Source organism: Mesorhizobium sp. USDA 4132, assembly GCF_056279545.1.
The window spans coordinates 222,289-242,995 of record NZ_JBWCCP010000001.1 but is presented as its reverse complement, the minus strand read 5'-3'; the positions used below and the strand labels follow the sequence as shown (position 1 = coordinate 242,995).

The following is a 20,707-nucleotide window of genomic DNA, read 5'->3' as shown; positions in this document are numbered from 1 at the left end:
TCCGAAACGATGGGCCGCTTCTCGCCTCCTGGGCTCAAGGGTCTCGCACTTCAAAGACAGGATTCCCCATGACCGATCTTTCCTCCGTCCTCGACCGCGCCGACCGCAATCTTCCCGAAAGCCTCGAGCGCCTGTTCGGCCTCGTCCGCATCAAGTCGATTTCCACCGACCCCGCCTTCAAGCCGGATTGCCGCAAGGCTGCCGAGTGGCTGGTGGCCGAACTCAAGGATCTCGGCTTCGAGGCGTCGGTTCGTGATACGACCGGCCACCCGATGGTTGTCGGCCATCATCCGGGCGCCAGCGCCGACGCGCCGCATGTGCTGTTTTATGGCCATTACGACGTCCAGCCGATCGATCCGATCGAACTCTGGGAGGATGATCCCTTCGATCCCAAGGTCAAGGAACTCGGGCCTGGCCGCAAGGTGGTGACGGGCCGCGGCGTTGCCGACGACAAGGGCCAGTTGATGACCTTCGTCGAAGCCTGCCGCGCCTATAAGGATGTGCATGGCTCGCTGCCGGTGCGCGTCACCATTCTCTTCGAAGGCGAGGAAGAATCCGGCTCGCCGTCGCTCAAACCCTTCCTTGATGCCAATGCTGCTGAGTTGAAGGCTGATTATGCGCTGGTCTGCGATACCGGCATGTGGGACGCCGATACGCCGGCGATTACCGCGTCGCTGCGCGGCCTGGTGGGCGAGGAAATCATCGTCACCGCCGCCAATCGCGACCTGCATTCCGGCATGTATGGAGGTGCAGCCGCAAACCCGATCCAGATTCTGTCGAAGATCCTCGCCGGACTGCATGACGATACCGGCCGCGTGACGCTCGAAGGCTTTTATGACGGCATCGAGGAGACCCCGTCCAACATCAAGGCGGCCTGGGAAAGCCTTGTCGCCGGACGCGACGATTTCCTCGGCGAGGTGGGGCTGTCGGAACTGGCCGGCGAGAGGGGCCGATCGCTGCTCGAACTCATCTGGGCACGGCCGACCTGCGAATTCAACGGCATCAGCGGCGGTTACGAAGGCCAGGGCTTCAAGACGGTCATCGCCTCGAAGGCATCGGCCAAGGTCTCCTGCCGTCTCGTCGGCGGCCAGGATCCGGAAAAGATCCGCGAAAGTTTTCGCGCCTATGTACGCTCGAAAATCCCTGCCGATTGCTCGGTGGAATTCCTGAAGCATGGCGGCTCGCCGGCGATCCAGCTCGGCTACGACTCGCCGGTGCTCACCAAGGCGAAGACCGCGCTTTCCGAAGAGTGGCCTAAGCCAGCACTGCTCGTCGGGGTCGGCGGCTCTATCCCGATCGTCGGCGATTTCCAGAAGACGCTCGGCATGGAATCGCTGCTGGTCGGCTTCGGCCTCAGCGACGACCGTATCCACTCGCCGAACGAGAAATACGACCTGCGCTCCTTCCACAAGGGCATCCGCTCCTGGGCACGCATCATCGCGGCGCTGGCTGGCTGAACTCGATGCTTAAAACTGAAAAGGCCCGACGCGTCTTCGCGTCGAGCCCTAAAAAACAAAAAGGCCGGGGCAAGCCCGACCTTTCCACTCCCATTCACCGGTGCCAGTACATCCGTGGTCACTCTAAATGGGACAAGCATTTCCGACGCGGCCGCTTTCGACCTTTTCAGATCACCACGGCTCTAGCGGTCATCGTCTCTCGGTGAGGTAAACATTCCGTTAACGCGGATATGGAAACTGCCTCAAGACGGCACGGTCGCCCGTATTTGCCGTAACACACATGGTCGCTGAAGCTCTTTGGAGCCCGACCACGCGGTGCGTCGGAAACGCTATTGTACCCTAGATGGGAGCTGGATTTCCGTTTACAAGGGCTCAAATTTAGAATTGCTCTAAATAATGAAGCCCAGGTCCTCAAAAGCAGAAAGGCCGGACGAGCCGGCCTTTCGCAATCTTAAAGACCTGAAGTCTTCAGCAGATCATGCGCCCTGGAGGCGGTCTGCGGAAACCTTGCCCGAACGCTTGTCGCTGACGAGTTCGTAGGAGATCTTCTGACCATCCTTGAGCTGGCCGAGGCCGGCGCGCTCAACGGCAGAGATGTGAACGAATACGTCCTGCGAACCGTCGTCAGGCTGAATGAAGCCGTAGCCCTTGGTTGCGTTGAACCACTTTACAGTACCGGTAGCCATAACGATGCCTTTCCCTTGCAAATATGACCGACTATTCCACGCTCGAGCGCTTGGAACGTTGAAGTTTCGTATTTGAAGAGAGATCGTCGCAAACGCCGTGAGGCGCATAGTGCTGGCTATCAAACAAATATCGATGGCGAAGCAAATAGGGTCTTCGCGCAAAAAGGTCAAGATCGGGAAAATTCAGGCTTGCCTTAAAAAGCAAAATCGCCAGCGATTTCAAGGCATATAAAACAGAAAACCCGGCGCGGGAGGAGGTGCGCCGGGTTTCTGAAACTGACCAACAACTGGGAGGAGGAGGTGTTGCTGGTCCCATCGAAGGCGCTGGGAGGAGGAGTGCACCGTTCGATGATTTGAATATACAGGATCGGAGCTCAAAAAACAGTCACGATATCGCAGTGCAGCATTGCAATTCTCGCATAGCTTTATTGTTCTCTTGCGGCTGGCGTGATCCTGCGCCAATTTTGCGGCCATGAGCCTCGAATCCGTCCGCGCCTTCTTCGCCACCAACGCCCCCGATATCCACGTCATCATTACCGAGGAAAGCTCGGCGACCGTGCCGCTTGCCGCTGCCGCGCACGGCGTGGCGCCCGAACAGATCGCCAAGACGATCTGCGTGCGCGCCGGCGAAACTACCGCGCTGGTGGTCATGTCAGGAACCAGCCGTCTCGACAATCGCAAGTTCCGGGATCGGTTCGGCGCAAAGCCGCGCATGCTCGGCGGCGACGAGGTCGTGGCGATCACCGGGCATCCGGTCGGCGGCGTATGCCCGTTCGGCCTGCCTTCGCCGATGCCGATCTACTGCGACGTATCGCTTTTAAAATTTCCGGAAGTCGTGCCCGCTGCCGGCGCCGTCAATGCCGCGGTGCGTATCAGCCCCGACCGGATGGCGGACCTGACCGCAGCGACCTGGGTCGATGTCGGTCAGGATCCGGTATCAGATGGCGGCGTCGCCTAAAGGCGTCCGCTCAGATAGCGGTCATACCAGGCATGTTTGCTGTCGGCAGAAGCGGTGGCCACCACATAGCCGATCGCAAAACCGATGGCACCGATCAGAGTGAACAGTGTCGTGGTGGCGGCAGGGTGTTCGCGGATGGTGCCGGCAACCGAGCTTGCTTCATTCTGGACGTAGTGCGCAGCGTTGCCGGCACGCTCGGCGACCCTGCCATAGGCAGCGCCGGTCTTTTCGGCGAGCATCTCGCGCAGATTGGCGATCTCGGAACGAAGCGTCGCAATCTCGGTCCTGACGTCTTCGCTGGGCTCGTAGTCGAAAGAGGGCGTATCCGGCCTCGCGGGTGTATTCAGGTTTCTGGCGGACTCTGCCATTACCGGCCTCCTTGAGTTGTTCGAGAGACCGTTCAACTGTTGAAGGACTGATAGGTTCCTCGTTTAGGCGAGGAGCTATCGGCTTTTCGCCAGCGCCTCGGCGAGCGCCGAGAGCTTTTGCTTGTCATCCGAGCCTTTTTGAAGCGAGTTCACGAGGATCAGCGCGAGCGCCTCCGCATCGGGGCTCGCCTTGTCGATCTGGTGTTCGGCACAAGCCTGGTCAAAGACCTGCTGCAGCAGGCTGAGCTGCTCGGGATTGACCGGATTTCGAACCATCTGTGTAGGCATATAACCCTCCCGATCATACGGTGCCCGACCGGCGGACCACTCCCCTCGCCCCATTCAGCAATGGCGGCCGGAGAATATTACCAGCGGCCTTTTATTGCGACAGTCTTGCGCCGGCCTTGTCGGCGCCCGGGGAAAAAGGTCTGCAAGCCACAGGAGAGGGGATTTTGAGCCTTGGCTAATAAATTGACAATAACAATAATAGAGGGGTGTAATATAAGGGTGGACCCGTACGGGTTACTACCTATACGGGTCCGTCGCGAGCGTCCGCGGGCTGGGCAGAGGGCTCGGCCCGGTTATGCCATGCCGGCCGGATCGCCGGTCGGCAGGAGTGCGGGATCAAGCGTCGGATCCTGCGGGTTCTTGCTGTCGCCGGGATCCTGCGCCGGCGTCAATGGCGGCTTTTCCTGGGTGCGATCGGGAACTCCGCCCGCCGGCGTCGGCCCGCGCGGCTGAGGGCTCGGAGTCGGGATAGGGTCTCGATTGGGCATGATGGTCTCCTTTCGTGTCAGGAAACCAACGGCTGAGGCCCGCCACTGTTCCAGGAGCGGATAGGATTCTGAGGAAAACCTCACTCACCTCTGGCGATACCAGCGCCGGTCGCGAGAGGCCGAAGACATGCCGAGCATGTAGCCGACCGCCAAGCCGAGCAGGCCGACGACGGCAATTGCCGAACCGGTAGCCGCCGGATGATCGACGGCATGAGCGCCGACCATACCCGCCTCGTCCTTGACACGATGAACAGCAGATTTCGTACGAGCGCTAACGCCTGTCTCTTCGGCGACGTCGCCTGTAAAGCCGGCAGCGAGAGGTTTTTTAGCCATCAGAGTCTCCTTTTCGGAAACAACACCAAGCGGAACGCGAGGTTCCGTTGCTCGATTTATCCGAGAGGGCGGGGCTCTATCTGAAGCAAAATGAAAACCCGCACCGGCGGGAAGCCGGCGCGGGCAAAACGATTATTCGGTGGCTTTAGCCTGTCCTTCGGACTGCTTCAGCACGGCAGCTTCCTCGCGCGGATCCATTTTCGGAGCCGCAATGCTTGCCGTGGTGACTTCCTTGTCCACCTTGGCGGAAGCCGTGACGTTGTGGCCGGCGCATTCCGCAAGAGCTGCGGTCGACGACAGGCCGAGCACGGCGGCGATGACGAGAATTGTCTTCATGCCATTCTCCTTTCGCTGTGGTTGCGGGCGTAAAATAACCCGCAGAGTCATAAACCCGAAATCACGAATTCGCGTTTCGGGTCGTCTCAAACTGCCGGCTTTTCGCCGTCCGCCGCGATTACATCAGCTTCGAAAGGGTTTCGCGATTGACGAAAATATCAGTCTTTCCGGCTTCATAAGCGGGGTGGCTGAACTCCACCATTCCCCTTTCAGGCATTTCAAGCGCCTGCTTGACGGTGACCAGCCCGACCGGGACACGCTGGTCGCCATTCCGGACGACTGCCTCGACGACTTTCTGCATATCCTCCCCTCCTCCAAGGTGGAATCCGTCGTAACGCGGATCTTGCCTCCTTGTTCCATCAGGAATCGGATTTTTTTAAGGTTGGATGCGGTATTGGGGGGCTTTTGTAACATAGGCCAACGCCCGGCCATCCAGGGCGTTGCGGCTTTTCAATGAAGGTCCAGCGGCAGCTGGATGCCCTTGGGAATATTCGGGCGTCGCTGGTTGGCGATCTGTATCTTCTGGAACGTCTCGCGGCGGCGTTGCGCTTCAGCCTCGCGCAGAGCCCTAGAGGCCGCGACTGCAGCCATTGCGCGTTCGATCACCTGTTCGGTTCTGCTCATCAGTACCTCCACATGTTCTCTGTTTGTTCTCATAAATAGCGATGGAAGTCAAGCGGTTCAAGATCACCCGGATAAACACGCCCTTTACCCCTCCTTAAATCGCCGCATTTAAAGTCCAGCCAAGGCTTGGGCGATCAGACATCGAGTAACAGCCTGTTTTGACAGGCGTGTAACGGGGGTATGCCAGCTCACCATGGCAGCCAGAGGCAAATCAGACAAACGCGTTGAACCATCCTTCGAAGGTTCGCGGCCGAGCGGCGATTTACGTCTCGACGCGGACGAGCGGATCGTGGGCAACGGCCGGCCTGGCAGACGTCCATCGAAAGCCGAAAGCGAAGATCGCGACGAGCGTTCCGAGCGTCCGGAACGTGTCCGTCCATCCCGCAACAGGAAGGTTCCACCGCGTCGCGAAGGCGGCGGGTTCTTCGCGCCGCTCAGGAGGCTCGTCTACTGGTGCTTCGTACTCGGCATCTGGGCCGGCATCGCCGTCGGCGGGCTGGTGCTCTATTACGGTGCCAGAATGCCAGCCGCCAGCACCTGGGCTATCCCGGATCGGCCGCCGAACATGAAGATCACCGCCGTCGACGGCTCGGTCGTCGCCAATCGCGGCTCGACCGGCGGCGAGGCCCTAGCGCTCGAAGAAATGTCGCCCTACCTGCCGCAGGCGGTGATCGCCATCGAGGACCGGCGCTTCTATTCGCATTTCGGCGTCGATCCGCTCGGCCTGGCCCGCGCCTTCGTCAACAACCTGACCGGCCAGCCGATCCAGGGTGGCTCAACGATTACCCAGCAGCTCGCCAAGAACCTGTTCCTGTCGCCGGACCGCACGTTCGAACGCAAGATCCAGGAGGTGCTCCTGTCCTTCTGGCTGGAGCACAAGTTCACCAAGGACCAGATCCTCGCCATGTACCTGAACCGAGTGTTCTTCGGTTCGAACGCCTATGGCGTGGAGGCCGCCTCGCGGCGGTATTTCAACAAGTCCGCCCGCGACGTGAACCTCGGCGAAGCGGCAACGCTTGCCGGCCTGCTCAAGGCTCCGTCCCGCCTGTCGCCGGCCCGAGACCCGAAGGCTGCGGAAACCCGCGCCCAAGTCGTGCTCGGCACGATGCGCGAAGAGGGCTATGTCACCGACAGCGACCTCAAGACCGCCATGTCGCAACCGCCAGCCAAAGCGAAGAGCTACTGGACCGGCGCCCAGCATTATGCCGCCGATATGGTCGTCGACGAGGTGAAGAGCCTGATCGGCGAGCCGAAGGTCGACGTGACCATCGAAACGACGCTCGACATGCGCCTCGAAGCCGCCGCCGAAAAATCGCTGAACGATGTTCTGAAGAAGGAAGGCGGCAAGCTCAACGCCTCGCAAGCGGCCCTTGTTACGGTCGATGCGACCGGCGCGATCCGGGCGCTGGTCGGCGGCCGCGATTATGCGACAAGCCAGTTCAACCGCGCCGTCAAGGCGAAACGCCAGCCGGGTTCGGCTTTCAAACCCTTCGTCTATGCAGCGGCACTCGAAGCCGGCGCCCGGCCGGATTCGATGGTCAACGATGCGCCGGTCAAGATCGGCAACTGGTCGCCGGAGAATTTCGACGAGAAATACCGCGGTCCAGTAACGCTCGCCTCGGCCTTCGCGCAGTCGCTCAATACGGTCGCCGCGCAGCTCGTCATGCAGGTCGGCCCCGACAAGGTGGTGAGCCTCGCCCACCGGCTCGGCATCGATTCCGACATCCAGGCCAATGCTTCGATCGCGCTCGGCACCTCGGAAGTCTCGCTGGTCGAGCTGACATCTGCCTACGCGTCCTTCATGAACGGCGGTTACAAGGCAACGCCGCATATCGTCAAGCGCATCACCGATCCGGACGGCAAGGTGCTTTACGAGGCCGATTATGCCAACCCGCCGCGCGTGCTCAGCGAGCCGGTGGCGGCGACGATGAACGGCATGATGAACCGCGTCATCAACGAGGGCACCGGCAAGGCCGCCAGGATCGACGGCTGGCAGGCAGCCGGCAAGTCGGGCACCACCCAGTCGTTCCGTGACGCACTGTTCGTCGGTTATACCAGCATCATGACGACCGGCATCTGGTTCGGCAACGACGACGGCGCCTTCATGAAAAAGGTGACCGGCGGCGGGCTTCCGGCAAAAGCCTGGAAGGAATATATGACGTCGGCGATGAAGGGTTATACGCCGACGCCGCTGTTCGGCACCGGCCGCAGCCTCGATCTGCCTCCTGCCGCAGTCCAGCCGGATTCGCCGTCGACGACGATCGGCGATATCATTTCCGGCATCCTGCCCGGCGGGCGCCGGACCCAGGACGAACTCCCCGCCGATTATCCGCCGGCGCCGCGCCCTCCCGCCCAGGATTCCGCCTCGATCGAACGGGAACCGGCCCGCGTGCGGCCCGTCTATGGCGACAATCAGGGGTATGACAACAGGGACAACAGACAGATCTACGACAATCGGCCGGTCTATGGCGACCGCGGTCGTCATAGCGACGTGATACCGCCTGGCGACGTTCCGGCCCGTGACTATCGCCAGTATCGCGGCCCTTATGATTCGCCCACTCCGGTGCCCCCGGGAGCGATCGGCGGCGGCCCCGTTCCGCCCGGCGACGTGGGCGTTGCGGGCTCCAGAGGGCAGCCCCGGCAGACCACGCTTTTCGACCTGATCATGGGGCAGTGAAGCGTATTCACAGTATTGCTCGGCAAACTGTTCTTTTTGCTAGGATCCGGGCGATTTCTCGCCTTGCAGTCCTAAAAACCCGTCCTTATATACGCCGCATGACCGCAGCCGATGCTGCGTACCATCCCAGTCGAGGAACTGTCAGTGGAATGCCTTTGAGGGGTTCCGATGGTTCGCTTAAAGGAGAGAGAAGAAAATGGCAAAAGTAATTGGCATCGACCTCGGTACCACCAACTCCTGCGTCGCCATCATGGACGGCAAAGATGCGAAGGTGATCGAGAACGCCGAAGGCGCGCGTACCACGCCCTCCATGGTCGCATTTTCCGATGACGGCGAACGCCTCGTCGGCCAGCCGGCCAAGCGCCAGGCAGTGACCAACCCCACCAATACCCTCTTCGCCGTGAAGCGCCTTATCGGCCGCCGCTACGAAGATCCGACGGTTGAAAAAGACAAGGGCCTCGTCCCCTTCGATATCGTCAAGGGCGACAATGGCGACGCCTGGGTCAAGGCCCAGGGCAAGAACTATTCCCCCGCACAGGTTTCTGCGATGATCCTTCAGAAGATGAAGGAAACCGCCGAATCCTACCTCGGTGAAAAGGTCGAAAAGGCCGTCATCACTGTACCGGCCTACTTCAACGACGCGCAGCGCCAGGCAACCAAGGATGCCGGCCGCATTGCAGGTCTCGAAGTGCTGCGCATCATCAACGAGCCGACCGCTGCCGCTCTCGCCTATGGCCTCGACAAGAAGGACGGCAAGACGATCGCCGTCTACGATCTTGGCGGCGGCACGTTCGACATCTCGGTCCTCGAAATCGGCGATGGCGTCTTCGAAGTGAAGTCGACCAACGGCGACACCTTCCTCGGCGGTGAAGACTTCGACATGCGTCTCGTCGAATATCTTGCCAACGAGTTCAAGAAGGACCAGGGCATCGACCTGAAGAACGACAAGCTCGCCCTGCAGCGCCTCAAGGAAGCTGCCGAAAAGGCCAAGATCGAACTCTCATCTTCGCAGCAGACCGAAATCAACCTGCCGTTCATCACGGCCGACGCTTCCGGTCCGAAGCACCTGACGCTGAAGCTGACCCGCGCCAAGTTCGAAAGCCTGGTCGACGATCTCGTCCAGCGCACCATCGCGCCGTGCAAGGCAGCCCTTAAGGATGCCGGCGTCACCGCAGCCGAAATCGATGAAGTGGTTCTCGTCGGCGGTATGAGCCGCATGCCGAAGGTTCAGGAAGTCGTCAAGCAGCTGTTCGGCAAGGAGCCGCACAAGGGCGTCAACCCGGATGAAGTCGTCGCTCTCGGCGCCGCCATCCAGGCCGGCGTTCTGCAGGGCGACGTCAAGGACGTTCTGCTGCTCGACGTGACCCCGCTGTCGCTTGGCATCGAAACGCTCGGTGGCGTCTTCACCCGCCTGATCGACCGCAACACGACGATCCCGACCAAGAAGAGCCAGACCTTCTCGACCGCCGAAGACAACCAGCAGGCCGTGACTATCCGCGTATCGCAGGGCGAACGCGAAATGGCCCAGGACAACAAGCTGCTCGGCCAGTTCGACCTTGTCGGCCTGCCGCCGTCACCGCGCGGCATGCCGCAGATCGAAGTCACGTTCGACATCGACGCCAACGGCATCGTCCAGGTTTCGGCCAAAGACAAGGGCACCGGCAAGGAACAGCAGATCCGCATCCAGGCTTCCGGCGGTCTCTCCGACGCCGAGATCGAAAAGATGGTCAAGGACGCCGAGGCCAATGCCGAAGCCGACAAGAAGCGCCGTGCCGGCGTCGAGGCCAAGAACCAGGCCGAAAGCCTCGTCCATTCCAGCGAAAAGTCGCTGAAGGAATATGGCGACAAGGTTTCCGAGACGGACCGCAAGGCGATCGAAGATGCGATCGCTTCGCTGAAGGCTGCCGTCGAAGCTCCGGAACCGGATGCCGATGACATCCAGGCGAAGACGCAGATCCTGATGGACGTATCCATGAAGCTTGGTCAGGCCATTTATGAGGCCCAGCAGGCCGAAGGCGGCGAAGGCTCCACGGGCGGCAAGGACGATATCGTCGATGCCGACTACGAGGAAGTCAAGGACGACAAGAAGTCCGCTTGATCCGCCGGTTGCCTGATGGCCAGACCTCGACCATAGTTGACTAGAGTATCCGGCTGCCTTCGTGCAGCCGGAATCCTTTCCGGAGCCGGTTACCTCCATGGCAAAAGCAGACTTTTACGAAACGCTGGGTGTCGGCAAGACCGCCGACGAGAAGGAGCTCAAAAGCGCCTTCCGCAAGCTCGCGATGAAATATCATCCCGACAAGAATCCGGGCGACGCAGAAGCCGAAAAGAAGTTCAAGGAACTCGGCGAGGCCTACGAGACCTTGAAGGATCCCCAGAAGCGTGCGGCCTACGACCGCTTCGGCCATGCCGCCTTCGAACACGGCGGAATGGGCGGCGGTGGCGGTGGCTTCTCGGGCGCGGGCGCCGGTGGCTTCTCCGATATCTTCGAAGACATTTTTGGCGAAATGATGGGCGGCGGACGCGCCCGCCGGTCCTCTGGCGGTCGCGAACGCGGCGCCGATCTTCGCTACAATATGGAAATCACGCTGGAAGAAGCGTTTGCCGGCAAGACGGCGCAGATCCGGGTTCCGACCTCGATCACCTGCGACGTCTGTTCCGGCTCCGGCGCCAAGCCCGGCACGCAGCCGAAGACCTGCGGTACCTGCCAGGGCTCTGGCCGCGTGCGCGCAAGCCAGGGCTTCTTCTCGGTCGAGCGTACCTGCCCGACCTGCCACGGCCGCGGCCAGACGATCACCGATCCCTGCTCCAAGTGCCACGGTCAGGGCCGCGTCACCGAAGAGCGGTCGCTGTCGGTCAACATCCCGGCCGGCATCGAAGACGGCACCCGCATCCGCCTGCAGGGCGAAGGCGAAGCCGGAACGCGCGGCGGCCCTGCGGGAGATCTCTACATCTTCCTATCGGTGAAACCGCACCAGTTCTTCCAGCGCGACGGCGCCGACCTTTATTGCGCCGTGCCGATCTCGATGACGACGGCCGCCCTCGGCGGCACGTTCGACGTCGCGACGCTCGACGGAACCAAGTCCCGCGTGACGGTGCCGGAAGGCACCCAGCCGGGCAAGCAGTTCCGCCTGAAGGGCAAGGGCATGCCGGTGCTGAGGTCCAGCCAGACCGGCGATCTCTATATCCAGATCCAGATCGAGACGCCGCAGAAGCTCACCAAGCGGCAGCGCGAACTGTTGCAGGAATTCGAGGAACTGTCCTCGAAGGAGAACAATCCGGAATCGACGGGCTTCTTCGCCCGGATGAAGGAGTTCTTCGAGAACTGAGTTTTTAGAACCCAATTTTGAAGCCGCCCGCAACAGACCGTTGCGGGCGGCTTTTTCGTTGAGCGTCTAGAACGTATCACGGACGCCGCTGCGCGGGTCCTTGACCATATGCGGCTCATAGATGCCGGCACGTGCGGTTCGCCTCCAGGGGCGGGCGATCTCTCCCGGATTGTGGTCGACATCGACGATCGCAAGCGAAGGCGCCGCATCGGCCCGGCATTGGGCCACCCATTCTCCGCTGGGCGAAGCGATCCCGGAAGGCGGCATGAAACCGGGATAGGCCAGCACCGAGAAACTCACCCAATAGCGGTTGCTCGCCGCATGCCCCAGTGCCTCGGCCGCAAAGGCCGGCGTCGCGCCGGTGGTCGAGAACAGCACGCAATCGACGTCGAGCTGCTCGTATTCCCTGAAAATCTCGGGAAAATGCGTCTCCATGCCGAGCGAGCAGCCGAAGCGGACGCCATCGACCTCGAAGATCACCGGGGTCGAACCCGGCGTATACATGAACGAGATCTTGGTGTTCGAGAGCAGGCGCTCGTCGTAGCGGGTTACCAGCTCTCCCCTGTCGGAGACGATATAGAGGCTGTTGTGCGGCCGATGCGGCTCGGTGAGCTGATGCACGGAACCGATCACCGCAAACAGCCCGAGTTCGCGCGCCAGCGCTCGCGTGGCATCCAGTTCCTCGCGCAGCACGGTCCATTCGAACCGGCTCCAGTCGGACGGCCCGACCGGATCGCGGCCGGTCGAGGACATGATGCGCTTGTTGGGAGAGCAGGTCGCTCCTTCGGGGAAGTGTATCACCCTCGCGCTCGCCTTTTGCGCTTCGCGCATCAGGCGTCGCATCTCCTCGCCGCTTGCACGAAGCTCGGCCACGCTGCGGGGATCGACATAGGGAGTGGTCTGCGCCACCGCCAGGCGCACCGATCTGGCCTGCGGCACCGGATCGCTCGGGGCACTGTCGCGGATGTGGCTGAGGGCTGCGGTATAGGATTCGCCTGTCTTTTCGGCACGGGCACGGACACGGCGCTTGAAATTTCCATTCTGGGTCATCTTGAGCCTTTCACGTCCCGGACGGAGTTCCCCAGCAACCACATCCGAAACGGTCGGACCAAGAGAGCGACCCGAGACTGAAGTCCCTTTGCCTCTGTTTCAGGACCATGCTGGGGAAGGTCCGGGGAGGTTCGGCGTGGGCCACGCAAGGCAAAAGATGCCAATCAGGCCTTGATTCGTCAACTCGGGTGGAGACCGTCTATTTCAGGCCAGCGACTGGATCGACGCGCTGGCGAGGATCATTGCGAAGAGGAGGAGACAGACGGCGGCGGCGCGACGTATGACGATCGGTTTCACCTCAAAAAGCTCGGTCCGCCGCATCAGGTTGCCGAAGGCGATCCAGCCGTTAGCGGCCAAAAGCACCAGCCCGGCAAACAGCGCAAGCCAGGGCGCGAGTTCGGTGAGGCCGCCTTGCGGCATGATGACGAGCGCGATGATCAACGCCTTGGGGTTCAAAACCGTGGTGACGAAGACCTGCCGATCAGCGGCAGGCTCTTCAGCCAGCCGCGCGAGTATCCGCCGAGCGCCATCAGCGTATTGGTTGGTCCTGGCGTACAGAGAAGCAGAAGAATGGCGAGGATGAATTCCGGAGGGGTCATGCAAGTGCCTGTCGAAATGACCGGCATTGTCCGGCTCTTCCTCTCTATCAGCATTTTCGGCACGCCGATTGACACCCGTCAAATCAGCCTATTTTGTCGGCGAAGGCATGCGGGCCACGAACCAGCCGAAATATCTCTGGATTGCCGGCGAGACGACAAATACGATCGACAGCACCATGATTGGCGCGATCAGGATCGTTCGATGCCACACGGCCCAACCTTCGGTGAGTGGCGCGAGGATATAGAGAAGTACGGTGATCAACGGATAGATGGCGAGGATCATTACGAGGGCGAGACGCCCCTTCGAAGGGTTGACGCGAGCGGGTACGGTCTGCAATTGCGCCTCCATGGCTTGATTTCTGCTATCGGAACTGAGGGTTAAAGTTGCTGTGGTCACTATGAGCTCCATAGAAACGGTCCGTTTCCATGGAGCTCATATAACGAAACGATCCGTTTCGTTCAAGTAGGACTCTTGTGATGTCGAATAAAATTTTGCTTGGGGGGTCCGCATGACTGGGAAAAAGGCTGCGGACGCCCGCCGCACCTCGATCGGCGCCCAGCGCAATCCTGCCAGCCAGGACGCCATTCTCCAGGCTGCGGAGGAAATCCTTGTCGAGGGCGGGCTCGGATCGTTTTCGATCGAGGCCGTCGCCCGGCGAGCCCATGCGGGCAAACCGACGATTTATCGGTGGTGGCCGACGCGTACGATCCTGCTTCTGGACGTCTACCATCGCCAGAAATTCGTCGATATCGCACCCGATACCGGGGCGATCGAGACGGATATCTTCCAACTCCTGAGCGACTTGCTCGAGTTCTGGAATACCGGCCATGGAGGCGCGGTTTTCCGCTCCGTCATCGCCGAGGCCCAGACCGACCCGGCGGCCAGCAAGGCGCTCGCGGCCTACATGGCCGAGCGATACCAGCAGGGCGGCGAAATATTCCGCCGGGCAAAGGCCCGAGACGAAGTGGCCGATTGGGTCGTACCCGAGCTTGCCATGGAGATCATAACGAGCTTCGTGTGGAAACGGCTGCTCACCGACCGGCTGGAGATTGCGCCGGAACAGCTGCGCCTGGTGGTTCGGCACCTCGTGCACGGCTTAAAGGCACAGTAGGTCTCCGGAACATCCGCCCGCCCGTGTCCAATCGGCCGAGGGAATATGTGGCGCTCAAGCGACGAAAGCCCCGCGCCGCCTGAGCGGCAACCGGGCGGTCAATAATGCGGCGGTCTGGTGACGGCCGGCGCTTCCAGCGAGGTCTCCTCCAGCGACAGGAACCGCTCGGTCAGCCGGTCGAGCTTGGCGCGTGTCTGTTCCATCACCTTCCATTGCTCGGCGAGCTGATCGGACAATTCCTCGATCACCTTGGTTTGGTAGGCGGCAAGTTCCTCGAGCCTGATCAGTCTTTCCTCGTCACTCACCTGTCGTTTCCTTCGCTGCTTTCTGACCGGCCTTCCAGACCCGCACCTGATCCGGCATGCCGTCATGGTCCCCGAGCGGGCGCCGGGGGGCGTCGTCCCACCAATCCGAACGGATCGCCTTCAGGTCGAGATTCTTTGGATAGAACAGCCGGTTTTCGTCCTTGTTGGCCTCCCCGATCACCAGAAGGCGCACTTCCGCATCCGTGTTGTTGATGAAGGTATGAGCAATCCCCGTGCCGGCCGGGAAACCGACCGAGTCGCCCGGTTTCAGCGGATAGACCTCGCCATCCAGCCAGACCTCCGGATTTCCTTCGATCACGTAGATGAATTCTTCCTCGAGTTCCTCCGCATGGGGAAAGGAGGTGCGGCGGCCGGGCGGCAGGCGATGATGGTGAATGCCGAGCCGCGTGAGGCCGAACTGCCGGGCGAGCGCGGCGCCGAAGCCCATCAGCTCGTCATCGCCGCGATAGTGTTTCTCCTGGGGCTTTTCCACCTCGGTCCAGTGGCGGATATGGGAAGGGCGGTCCCCGTCACGGGTCGGATCGGTCATGTCGCGGCTCCTCTGAAAGCCGAGCAACATTAGCCGACCGGAACCGCCCGGTCCATGTTTCAGGTCGAAGATCAGGCGCGCAGGCGCGGACGCTCGGTGCGGGTCTCGCGCACGGCCCTTGTCTTGAAGTGGCCGAGCAGCGCCGCCAGCCGGCCGCTGATGCCGACGAGGCTCCGGGTCGAGGCGTTGGTCTCCTCCATCAGCGCGGCGTTCTGCTGGGTGATCTGGTCCATGCTGCGGATCGCGGAATTGATCTCCTCGATGCCGGAAGCCTGTTCCTGGGCCGAACGGGCGATCGACGATATATGGTCGTCGATCGACTTGACGCGATCACCGATGCCGACCAACGCCTGTCCCGTCCTGTTGACGAGTTCGACGCCGCGGTGGACGTCCGTCGAAGACTGGTCGATCAGTTCCTTGATCTCCTTGGCGGCCGCCGCGGATCGCTGCGCCAGCTCGCGGACTTCCTGCGCGACGACCGCAAAACCCTTGCCCTGTTCGCCCGCGCGGGCCGCTTCCACGCCTGCATTGAGCGCCAGAAGATTGGTCTGGAAGGCGATCTCGTCGATCGCCCCGATGATCTGGGTCATCTTCTGCGAGGACTGCTCGATATCGCCCATCGCTGCAATCGCTTCCTCGACCACCTTGCCGGAGCGGACCGTCTCCGAGGCGGATTCACGGGCAATCACCTGCACTTCGCGGGTCCGCTGCGCGGCCTGGCCGGAAATCGTGGTAATCTCTTCCAATGCCGCCGCTGTCTGTTCGAGCGCAGAAGCCTGCTGCTCCGTGCGCCGGGCCATGTTTTCTGCAGCCGACGAAATGCCGCCCGCCTCGGCGCGCACCTGTTCGACGGAGGTGCTGATCTCGCGCATCGCCGCGTCGAGCTCGGCAACGGAGGAATTGTAGTTCTGCCGCAGCTTGGCGAAATTCGGTGCCAGTTCCTGCCAGAGTTCGGATGTCAGATCACCATCGGAAAGGCTCTTCAGGGCGCCATCGAGCGCCGCAAGCGCTGCCTCCTGCTCGGCCTTGGCCTTTTCCTGCCTGGCTTCGACCTCTCTGCGCTCGTCGTCCAACGCCTCGAGATAGACCGAAATGGCGTAGTCCATGTCCAGAAGGGCGGCCTTGACGACGGAAGAAAGATGCTCAGAAAGCACCTTCGCCTTCTTCTCCTGGAAGAAGCCGCTCATCTCCCGGGCCACCACGGCGCGGATGATGCCGTCGAGGACCAGCGCGTAACCGCCGATATACCAGCGCGGCTCGAGGCCGAGCCGGGCATGGGTGCGGCCGATCGCGGAAACCGCGTCCACATAATTGTCATCGTATTTGCCGGATGCGATGCCTTCCCAATGGGCAGCCTGGCGGCTCTTGGCATGGGCGATATGGGCGTCGTTGGAGAAGAACTTGGCCGTCTGCGGGTTGCCCTTGACCTTGCGGTAGAAGGCATCCAGCACGCCGCCGACCGTTTCCTTGATGACGGGCCGAATCTCGGCGAGAGACCGGCGCTGCTCTTGGCCAAGGCCAATGAATTCAAGGCGTTCGGCGAGATCGGCTTTGTGGTTCTGGTCTTTCATGGAGGTCTCCGGAGATTGAAGGGGTCCACACGGCCATCCGGACATGAGATGCGTATGCGTGCATCGGCACTTCTAGGAGTGAAGCTTTAACGCGCTGTTAGCCATGCCTCCTAGTTTTTGAATAATTATAAATTGGAGTGCATTGAAAACGATATTCGGGCGGGAAGCCTCACGAGACGTTCGCAAGTAGGGCGCCGAAGCTCTGTTCAGAGCTGAGGGGCGTCAGTCTCCCCAAGCAAGAGCTTGCCATCCGGGCTTTGAGCCCTTAGCTCCTGTTTCACGAAACCTTAAGATTCCCGATGGCGCAGAAGACCTCCCTTTCCCGGCTGAAGCTCACCGATTTCCGCAATTATGCGGAAGCGGCGCTGCCGCTCGACGGGCGCCATGTGGTGTTGACCGGCGAGAACGGCGCGGGCAAGACCAATCTCTTGGAAGCCGTCTCCTTCCTGTCGCCCGGCCGCGGACTGCGCCGCGCCGTGCTGTCCGACGTGACGCGCGTCGGCGCCGCCGGCGGGTTCACCATCTTTGCCGATGTCGACGGCATGGACGGCGAGGTCTCGATCGGCACCGGCATCGAACCTGGCGAAGGCGAAAGCGTTACCCGCAAGCTCAGGATCAACGGCACCCCGGCCAAATCGACCGAGGAACTTACCGACCACCTGAGCGTCCTGTGGCTGACGCCGGCGATGGACGGGCTGTTCACCGGTGCCTCATCGGACCGCCGCCGTTTCCTCGACCGCCTCGTCCTGTCGCTCGATCCCGGGCATGGCCGGCGGGCGAGCGACTTCGAGCGCGCCATGAGGAGCCGCAATCGGCTGCTGTCGGAAGGCCGCTTCGACCCTTCCTGGCTGTCGGCCATCGAGACGCAGATGGCCGGCCTCGGCATCGCCATGGCCGCCGCCAGGCAGGAGATGCTCGGGCTTTTGAGGGCCCTATCCGGCAATTCCGGCAAGACGCCGTTCCCCACCCCCGTTCTGACACTCGAAGGCTTCATGGACGGTGCGATGGACCGCCCGGCAGCCGATCTTGAAGAAAACTATCTCGACATGCTGCGCAGCGGCCGCAGTCGCGATGCCGCGGCCGGCCGCACGCTCGACGGGCCGCACCGTACCGACCTGCTGGTGCGCCACCGCGAAAAGGACATGGAGGCCGCACGCTGTTCGACCGGCGAACAGAAGGCGCTGCTGATCGGCCTCGTGCTTGCCCACGCGCGGCTGACGGCCGACATGACCGGTTACGCACCGATCCTTCTGCTCGACGAGATCGCCGCCCATCTCGACGAAGGCCGGAGGGCGGCTCTTTTCGATCTCGTCCATGGTCTCGGCGGCCAGTCCTTCATGACCGGCACCGATCGGGCAATGTTTTCCGCGCTGGCCGACCGGGCACAGTTCTTTACCGTCGCCCATGGCGGCATCAGCGTTTGAAATCCACCTTACGCGACTTGGCAGCCGGTGATATGATTGCGTGATGGAGAGCCTGACCCCGGAAAAATTGAGCCAAGACGAGATCGAGCGGTACCGCCGCCATATCCTGCTGCCGGAAATCGGCGGCACGGGGCAGCAGAGGATGAAGAATGCCCGCGTGCTGGTGATCGGCGCCGGCGGGCTCGGTGCGCCGATCCTCGAATATCTGGCGGCGGCCGGCATCGGTACGCTGGGGATCATCGACGACGACCTGGTTTCCCTTTCCAACCTGCAGCGGCAGGTCATCCACGATACCGGCACGATCGGCGAGCTGAAGACGAGGAGCGCCCGCGAGGCAATCGCCCGTCTCAATCCGCATGTCCGGGTCGTCGATTTCGAGGAGCGTTTTTCCGCCGAATGGGCGGCACGCAAGCTCGCCCTTTTCGACCTGCTGATCGACGGATCCGACAATTTCGATACCCGCTACGCGGCGGCCGATGCCGCGGAACTCACGCGGATACCGCTGGTGACAGGCGCGGTCGGCCGGTTCGACGGGTCGGTGACGGTGACGAAACCCTATGAGACGGGGCCGGACGGCGTTCTCAACCCCGGCTATCGCGATCTGTTTCCGGAAAAGCCGCCAGCGGGGTTGATCCCTTCCTGCGCCGAGACCGGCGTCGTGGGTGCACTGACGGGGGTCATCGGCACGCTGATGGCAATGGAGGCGATCAAGCTTGTCACCGGCATCGGCGAACCGCTGGTGGGACGGCTGATGCTCTACGATTCGCTGTCGGCCCGTTTCGACACGATCAAATATAAGCGCCGCACGGCCAAGGCTGCCGCCGAGTGATCGAGCCGCCAGCGATTGAGCCCGTGATCGAGATCGCCCGCATAGACGAGGCTTTCGGGCGCTGGGACGAACTTCTGGCGCTTATCCTGTCTTCCTTCGCTTACATGGACGACATCGTCGATCCGCCCTCCTCGGCACATCGGCTGACGCTGGCGTCGCTCGCCCAGAAGGCTCGCGACGAGATCGCGTTTGCGGCAATCGAGGGCGGCAGGCTGACCGGCTGCGTCTTCTGCAAACCGGAGCCGGGCTTCCTCTATATCGGCAAGCTCGCCATCGCCCCGGCGAGCCAGGGCAAGGGCATAGGCCGCCGGCTGTTGACCGTCGCGGAAGGGATTGCTCGGGAAAAAGGCTTGCCCGCCCTGCGGCTCGAAACCCGCATCGAGCTCACCGACAATCATGCGACCTTCGCAAGATGGGGTTTCGCCAGGACGGCGGAAAACTCCCATCCTGGCTTCACCCGCACCACCTCGATCGAGATGCAGAAGCGTCTCGACTGATCAGTTGCGGCCCGGGAGCACCCGGTTCGGCGGGCGGTGGCCGTCGAAGAAGGTGCGGATGTTGATGATCACCTTGTCGCCCATGTCGATCCGGCCCTCGATCGTCGCAGAGCCCATATGCGGCAGCAGCACGACCCGGCCCTGATGAGCGAGCTTGACCAGTTTCGGGTTCACCGCCGGCTCGTTCTGGTAGACGTCCAGCCCGGCGCCGGCGATCTTGTTGTCGCGCAAAAGCTGGATCATCGCCGCCTCGTCGATGATGTCACCGCGGGCAGTGTTGACGATGATCGAACTCGGCTGCATCAGCGCGAGCCGTCGTGCCGACAGAAGATGGAAGGTCGCCGGCGTCGAGGGACAATTGACCGAGACGATATCGACGCGGGCGAGCATCTGGTCGAGGCTGTCCCAATAGGTCGCCTCGAGCTCCTCTTCGGTCGCCGGGCTGACGCGCTTGCGGTTGTGATAGTGGATGGACAGGCCGAAAGCCTTGGCACGGCGGGCGACGGCGGTGCCGATGCGGCCCATGCCGACGATGCCGATACGTTTGCCCCAGATCCGCCGACCGAGCATCCAGGTCGGGCTCCAGCCGGTCCACTCGCCCGGCTTGTCGGTCAGGATGCGCGAGCCCTCCGCGAGCCGCCGGTTGACGGCAAGGATCAGCGCCACGGTCATGTCGGCTGTGTCCTCGGTCAGCACGTTCGGCGTATTGGTGACGGTGATGCCTTTCCTCGCGGCCGCATCGACATCGATATGGTCGAAGCCGTTGGAGAAGCTGGCGATCAGCTTCAGCTGCGGGCCGGCCTCCTCGATCAGCGCCTCATCGATACGGTCGGTCACCGTCGGCACCAGCACGTCGGCCGATTTCATCGCCGCCGCCAGCTCGTCGCGGGTACGGGGCGCGTCGTCGATATTGAGCTCGGCCTCGAACAGCTCGCGCATGCGGGTTTCCACCGCATCCGGCAGCTTACGGGTGATATAGACCTTGGGTTTCTTCTTCGCCGTCATGAAACTCTCTGCCTGACGCCCTGAAGCGCGAAACCTGAACGTATCCGGGTTTCGTGCTTCAAGCTTTTGTTCGACGCTTGTCGTTATCCCGAAACCGGTACCCGCTTTCGGGCGGCCTGCTTTAGGAGGTCCTTAACCAAGTCGCGCGATATTCAGTTCATCCAGGGCGTTTTCTACCAGACCCGTCAGCGAAGACAAACAAAACCTCGCGAGGTTCCCGA

At 61.8% G+C, this 20,707-nt stretch carries 25 protein-coding genes; 9 read left to right on the top strand and 16 right to left on the bottom strand.

Features of this window, described 5'->3' with window-relative positions:
- Positions 1-68 precede the first annotated feature (68 nt).
- Positions 69-1,457 (top strand): M20/M25/M40 family metallo-hydrolase, encoded by a 1,389-nt coding sequence (locus ACZ9IU_RS01150; protein ID WP_038547995.1) that lies wholly within the window; start codon positions 69-71, stop codon positions 1,455-1,457.
- Positions 1,458-1,933: 476 nt separating this feature from the next.
- On the opposite strand, the gene ACZ9IU_RS01145 is transcribed toward ACZ9IU_RS01150, so the two are convergent.
- Positions 1,934-2,143 (bottom strand): cold-shock protein, encoded by a 210-nt coding sequence (locus ACZ9IU_RS01145; protein WP_007754264.1) that lies wholly within the window; start codon positions 2,141-2,143, stop codon positions 1,934-1,936.
- A 472-nt stretch (positions 2,144-2,615) separates the two neighbouring features.
- On the opposite strand from ACZ9IU_RS01145, the gene ACZ9IU_RS01140 reads away from it, so the two are divergent.
- Entirely contained in the window at positions 2,616-3,101 is a 486-nt protein-coding gene (locus ACZ9IU_RS01140) for a YbaK/EbsC family protein (RefSeq protein ID WP_038547992.1), read from the top strand.
- On the opposite strand, the gene ACZ9IU_RS01135 is transcribed toward ACZ9IU_RS01140, so the two are convergent.
- The 7 genes from ACZ9IU_RS01135 to ACZ9IU_RS01105 form a co-directional block, all read right to left on the bottom strand.
- Positions 3,098-3,469 (bottom strand): hypothetical protein, encoded by a 372-nt coding sequence (locus tag ACZ9IU_RS01135; RefSeq protein WP_038547989.1) that lies wholly within the window; start codon positions 3,467-3,469, stop codon positions 3,098-3,100. The two genes, ACZ9IU_RS01140 and ACZ9IU_RS01135, sit on opposite strands and share 4 nt — an antisense overlap.
- Positions 3,470-3,544: 75 nt before the next feature.
- Positions 3,545-3,757, bottom strand: a complete 213-nt coding sequence (locus ACZ9IU_RS01130) for a hypothetical protein (RefSeq protein WP_151045704.1) — start codon at positions 3,755-3,757, stop codon at positions 3,545-3,547.
- Positions 3,758-4,050: 293 nt separating this feature from the next.
- The gene (locus tag ACZ9IU_RS01125) at positions 4,051-4,245 is read right to left on the bottom strand and encodes a hypothetical protein (protein ID WP_038549933.1); all 195 of its coding nucleotides are present in this window, start codon (positions 4,243-4,245) and stop codon (positions 4,051-4,053) included.
- 84 nt (positions 4,246-4,329) lie between these two features.
- A complete protein-coding gene (locus ACZ9IU_RS01120; RefSeq protein WP_157885202.1) occupies positions 4,330-4,578 on the bottom strand; it encodes a hypothetical protein in 249 nt (82 codons plus the stop codon).
- A 132-nt stretch (positions 4,579-4,710) separates the two neighbouring features.
- On the bottom strand, positions 4,711-4,914 hold the full coding sequence (locus ACZ9IU_RS01115) for a hypothetical protein (RefSeq protein ID WP_038547984.1): 204 nt from the start codon (positions 4,912-4,914) through the stop codon (positions 4,711-4,713).
- 118 nt (positions 4,915-5,032) lie between these two features.
- The gene (locus ACZ9IU_RS01110; RefSeq protein WP_038547982.1) at positions 5,033-5,215 is read right to left on the bottom strand and encodes a hypothetical protein; all 183 of its coding nucleotides are present in this window, start codon (positions 5,213-5,215) and stop codon (positions 5,033-5,035) included.
- A gap of 149 nt (positions 5,216-5,364) precedes the next feature.
- On the bottom strand, positions 5,365-5,538 hold the full coding sequence (locus ACZ9IU_RS01105; protein WP_173426763.1) for a hypothetical protein: 174 nt from the start codon (positions 5,536-5,538) through the stop codon (positions 5,365-5,367).
- Between the two features lie 193 nt (positions 5,539-5,731).
- Here ACZ9IU_RS01105 and ACZ9IU_RS01100 point away from each other — a divergent pair, with 193 nt between their 5' ends.
- The 3 genes from ACZ9IU_RS01100 (at position 5,732) to dnaJ (ending at position 11,544) form a co-directional block, all read left to right on the top strand.
- Positions 5,732-8,215, top strand: a complete 2,484-nt coding sequence (locus tag ACZ9IU_RS01100) for a transglycosylase domain-containing protein (RefSeq protein ID WP_038547980.1) — start codon at positions 5,732-5,734, stop codon at positions 8,213-8,215.
- 196 nt (positions 8,216-8,411) lie between these two features.
- The gene (dnaK, locus tag ACZ9IU_RS01095; RefSeq protein ID WP_038547978.1) at positions 8,412-10,313 is read left to right on the top strand and encodes a molecular chaperone DnaK; all 1,902 of its coding nucleotides are present in this window, start codon (positions 8,412-8,414) and stop codon (positions 10,311-10,313) included.
- A gap of 97 nt (positions 10,314-10,410) precedes the next feature.
- Positions 10,411-11,544, top strand: a complete 1,134-nt coding sequence (gene dnaJ / locus ACZ9IU_RS01090) for a molecular chaperone DnaJ (protein ID WP_038547976.1) — start codon at positions 10,411-10,413, stop codon at positions 11,542-11,544.
- Positions 11,545-11,610: 66 nt separating this feature from the next.
- Here dnaJ and ACZ9IU_RS01085 read toward each other — a convergent pair whose 3' ends face one another.
- The 4 genes from ACZ9IU_RS01085 to ACZ9IU_RS01070 form a co-directional block, all read right to left on the bottom strand.
- Positions 11,611-12,594, bottom strand: coding sequence for a carbon-nitrogen hydrolase family protein (locus ACZ9IU_RS01085; RefSeq protein ID WP_038547974.1), 984 nt, complete (start codon positions 12,592-12,594; stop codon positions 11,611-11,613).
- 204 nt (positions 12,595-12,798) lie between these two features.
- On the bottom strand, positions 12,799-13,035 hold the full coding sequence (locus ACZ9IU_RS01080) for a hypothetical protein (RefSeq protein WP_367396516.1): 237 nt from the start codon (positions 13,033-13,035) through the stop codon (positions 12,799-12,801).
- Positions 13,036-13,046: 11 nt separating this feature from the next.
- A complete protein-coding gene (locus ACZ9IU_RS01075; protein ID WP_367396515.1) occupies positions 13,047-13,193 on the bottom strand; it encodes a hypothetical protein in 147 nt (48 codons plus the stop codon).
- A gap of 88 nt (positions 13,194-13,281) precedes the next feature.
- The gene (locus tag ACZ9IU_RS01070; RefSeq protein ID WP_051900231.1) at positions 13,282-13,530 is read right to left on the bottom strand and encodes a putative antibiotic biosynthesis monooxygenase; all 249 of its coding nucleotides are present in this window, start codon (positions 13,528-13,530) and stop codon (positions 13,282-13,284) included.
- A gap of 172 nt (positions 13,531-13,702) precedes the next feature.
- Here ACZ9IU_RS01070 and ACZ9IU_RS01065 point away from each other — a divergent pair, with 172 nt between their 5' ends.
- On the top strand, positions 13,703-14,305 hold the full coding sequence (locus ACZ9IU_RS01065) for a TetR/AcrR family transcriptional regulator (RefSeq protein ID WP_038547962.1): 603 nt from the start codon (positions 13,703-13,705) through the stop codon (positions 14,303-14,305).
- Positions 14,306-14,403: 98 nt separating this feature from the next.
- On the opposite strand, the gene ACZ9IU_RS01060 is transcribed toward ACZ9IU_RS01065, so the two are convergent.
- The 3 genes from ACZ9IU_RS01060 to ACZ9IU_RS01050 form a co-directional block, all read right to left on the bottom strand.
- Positions 14,404-14,610, bottom strand: coding sequence for a SlyX family protein (locus tag ACZ9IU_RS01060; protein ID WP_038547960.1), 207 nt, complete (start codon positions 14,608-14,610; stop codon positions 14,404-14,406).
- Entirely contained in the window at positions 14,603-15,160 is a 558-nt protein-coding gene (locus ACZ9IU_RS01055) for a cupin domain-containing protein (RefSeq protein WP_038547957.1), read from the bottom strand. The genes ACZ9IU_RS01060 and ACZ9IU_RS01055 overlap by 8 nt, the downstream gene beginning before the upstream one ends.
- Before the next feature lie 71 nt (positions 15,161-15,231).
- Positions 15,232-16,731, bottom strand: coding sequence for a globin-coupled sensor protein (locus tag ACZ9IU_RS01050; RefSeq protein ID WP_038547954.1), 1,500 nt, complete (start codon positions 16,729-16,731; stop codon positions 15,232-15,234).
- Positions 16,732-17,030: 299 nt separating this feature from the next.
- Between ACZ9IU_RS01050 and recF the strand changes: the two genes are divergently transcribed.
- From recF to ACZ9IU_RS01035, 3 genes are read left to right on the top strand one after another with little or no spacing between them, the layout of a single operon-like run.
- A complete protein-coding gene (gene recF, locus ACZ9IU_RS01045; protein WP_038547952.1) occupies positions 17,031-18,155 on the top strand; it encodes a DNA replication/repair protein RecF in 1,125 nt (374 codons plus the stop codon).
- A 43-nt stretch (positions 18,156-18,198) separates the two neighbouring features.
- Complete coding sequence (locus ACZ9IU_RS01040; RefSeq protein WP_038547949.1) at positions 18,199-18,984, top strand: molybdopterin-synthase adenylyltransferase MoeB; 786 nt, start codon at positions 18,199-18,201, stop codon at positions 18,982-18,984.
- 26 nt (positions 18,985-19,010) lie between these two features.
- Entirely contained in the window at positions 19,011-19,481 is a 471-nt protein-coding gene (locus ACZ9IU_RS01035) for a GNAT family N-acetyltransferase (RefSeq protein WP_157885271.1), read from the top strand.
- Here ACZ9IU_RS01035 and ACZ9IU_RS01030 read toward each other — a convergent pair whose 3' ends face one another.
- Positions 19,482-20,486, bottom strand: a complete 1,005-nt coding sequence (locus ACZ9IU_RS01030; RefSeq protein ID WP_038547946.1) for a 2-hydroxyacid dehydrogenase — start codon at positions 20,484-20,486, stop codon at positions 19,482-19,484.
- Between the last annotated feature and the right edge of the window lie 221 nt (positions 20,487-20,707).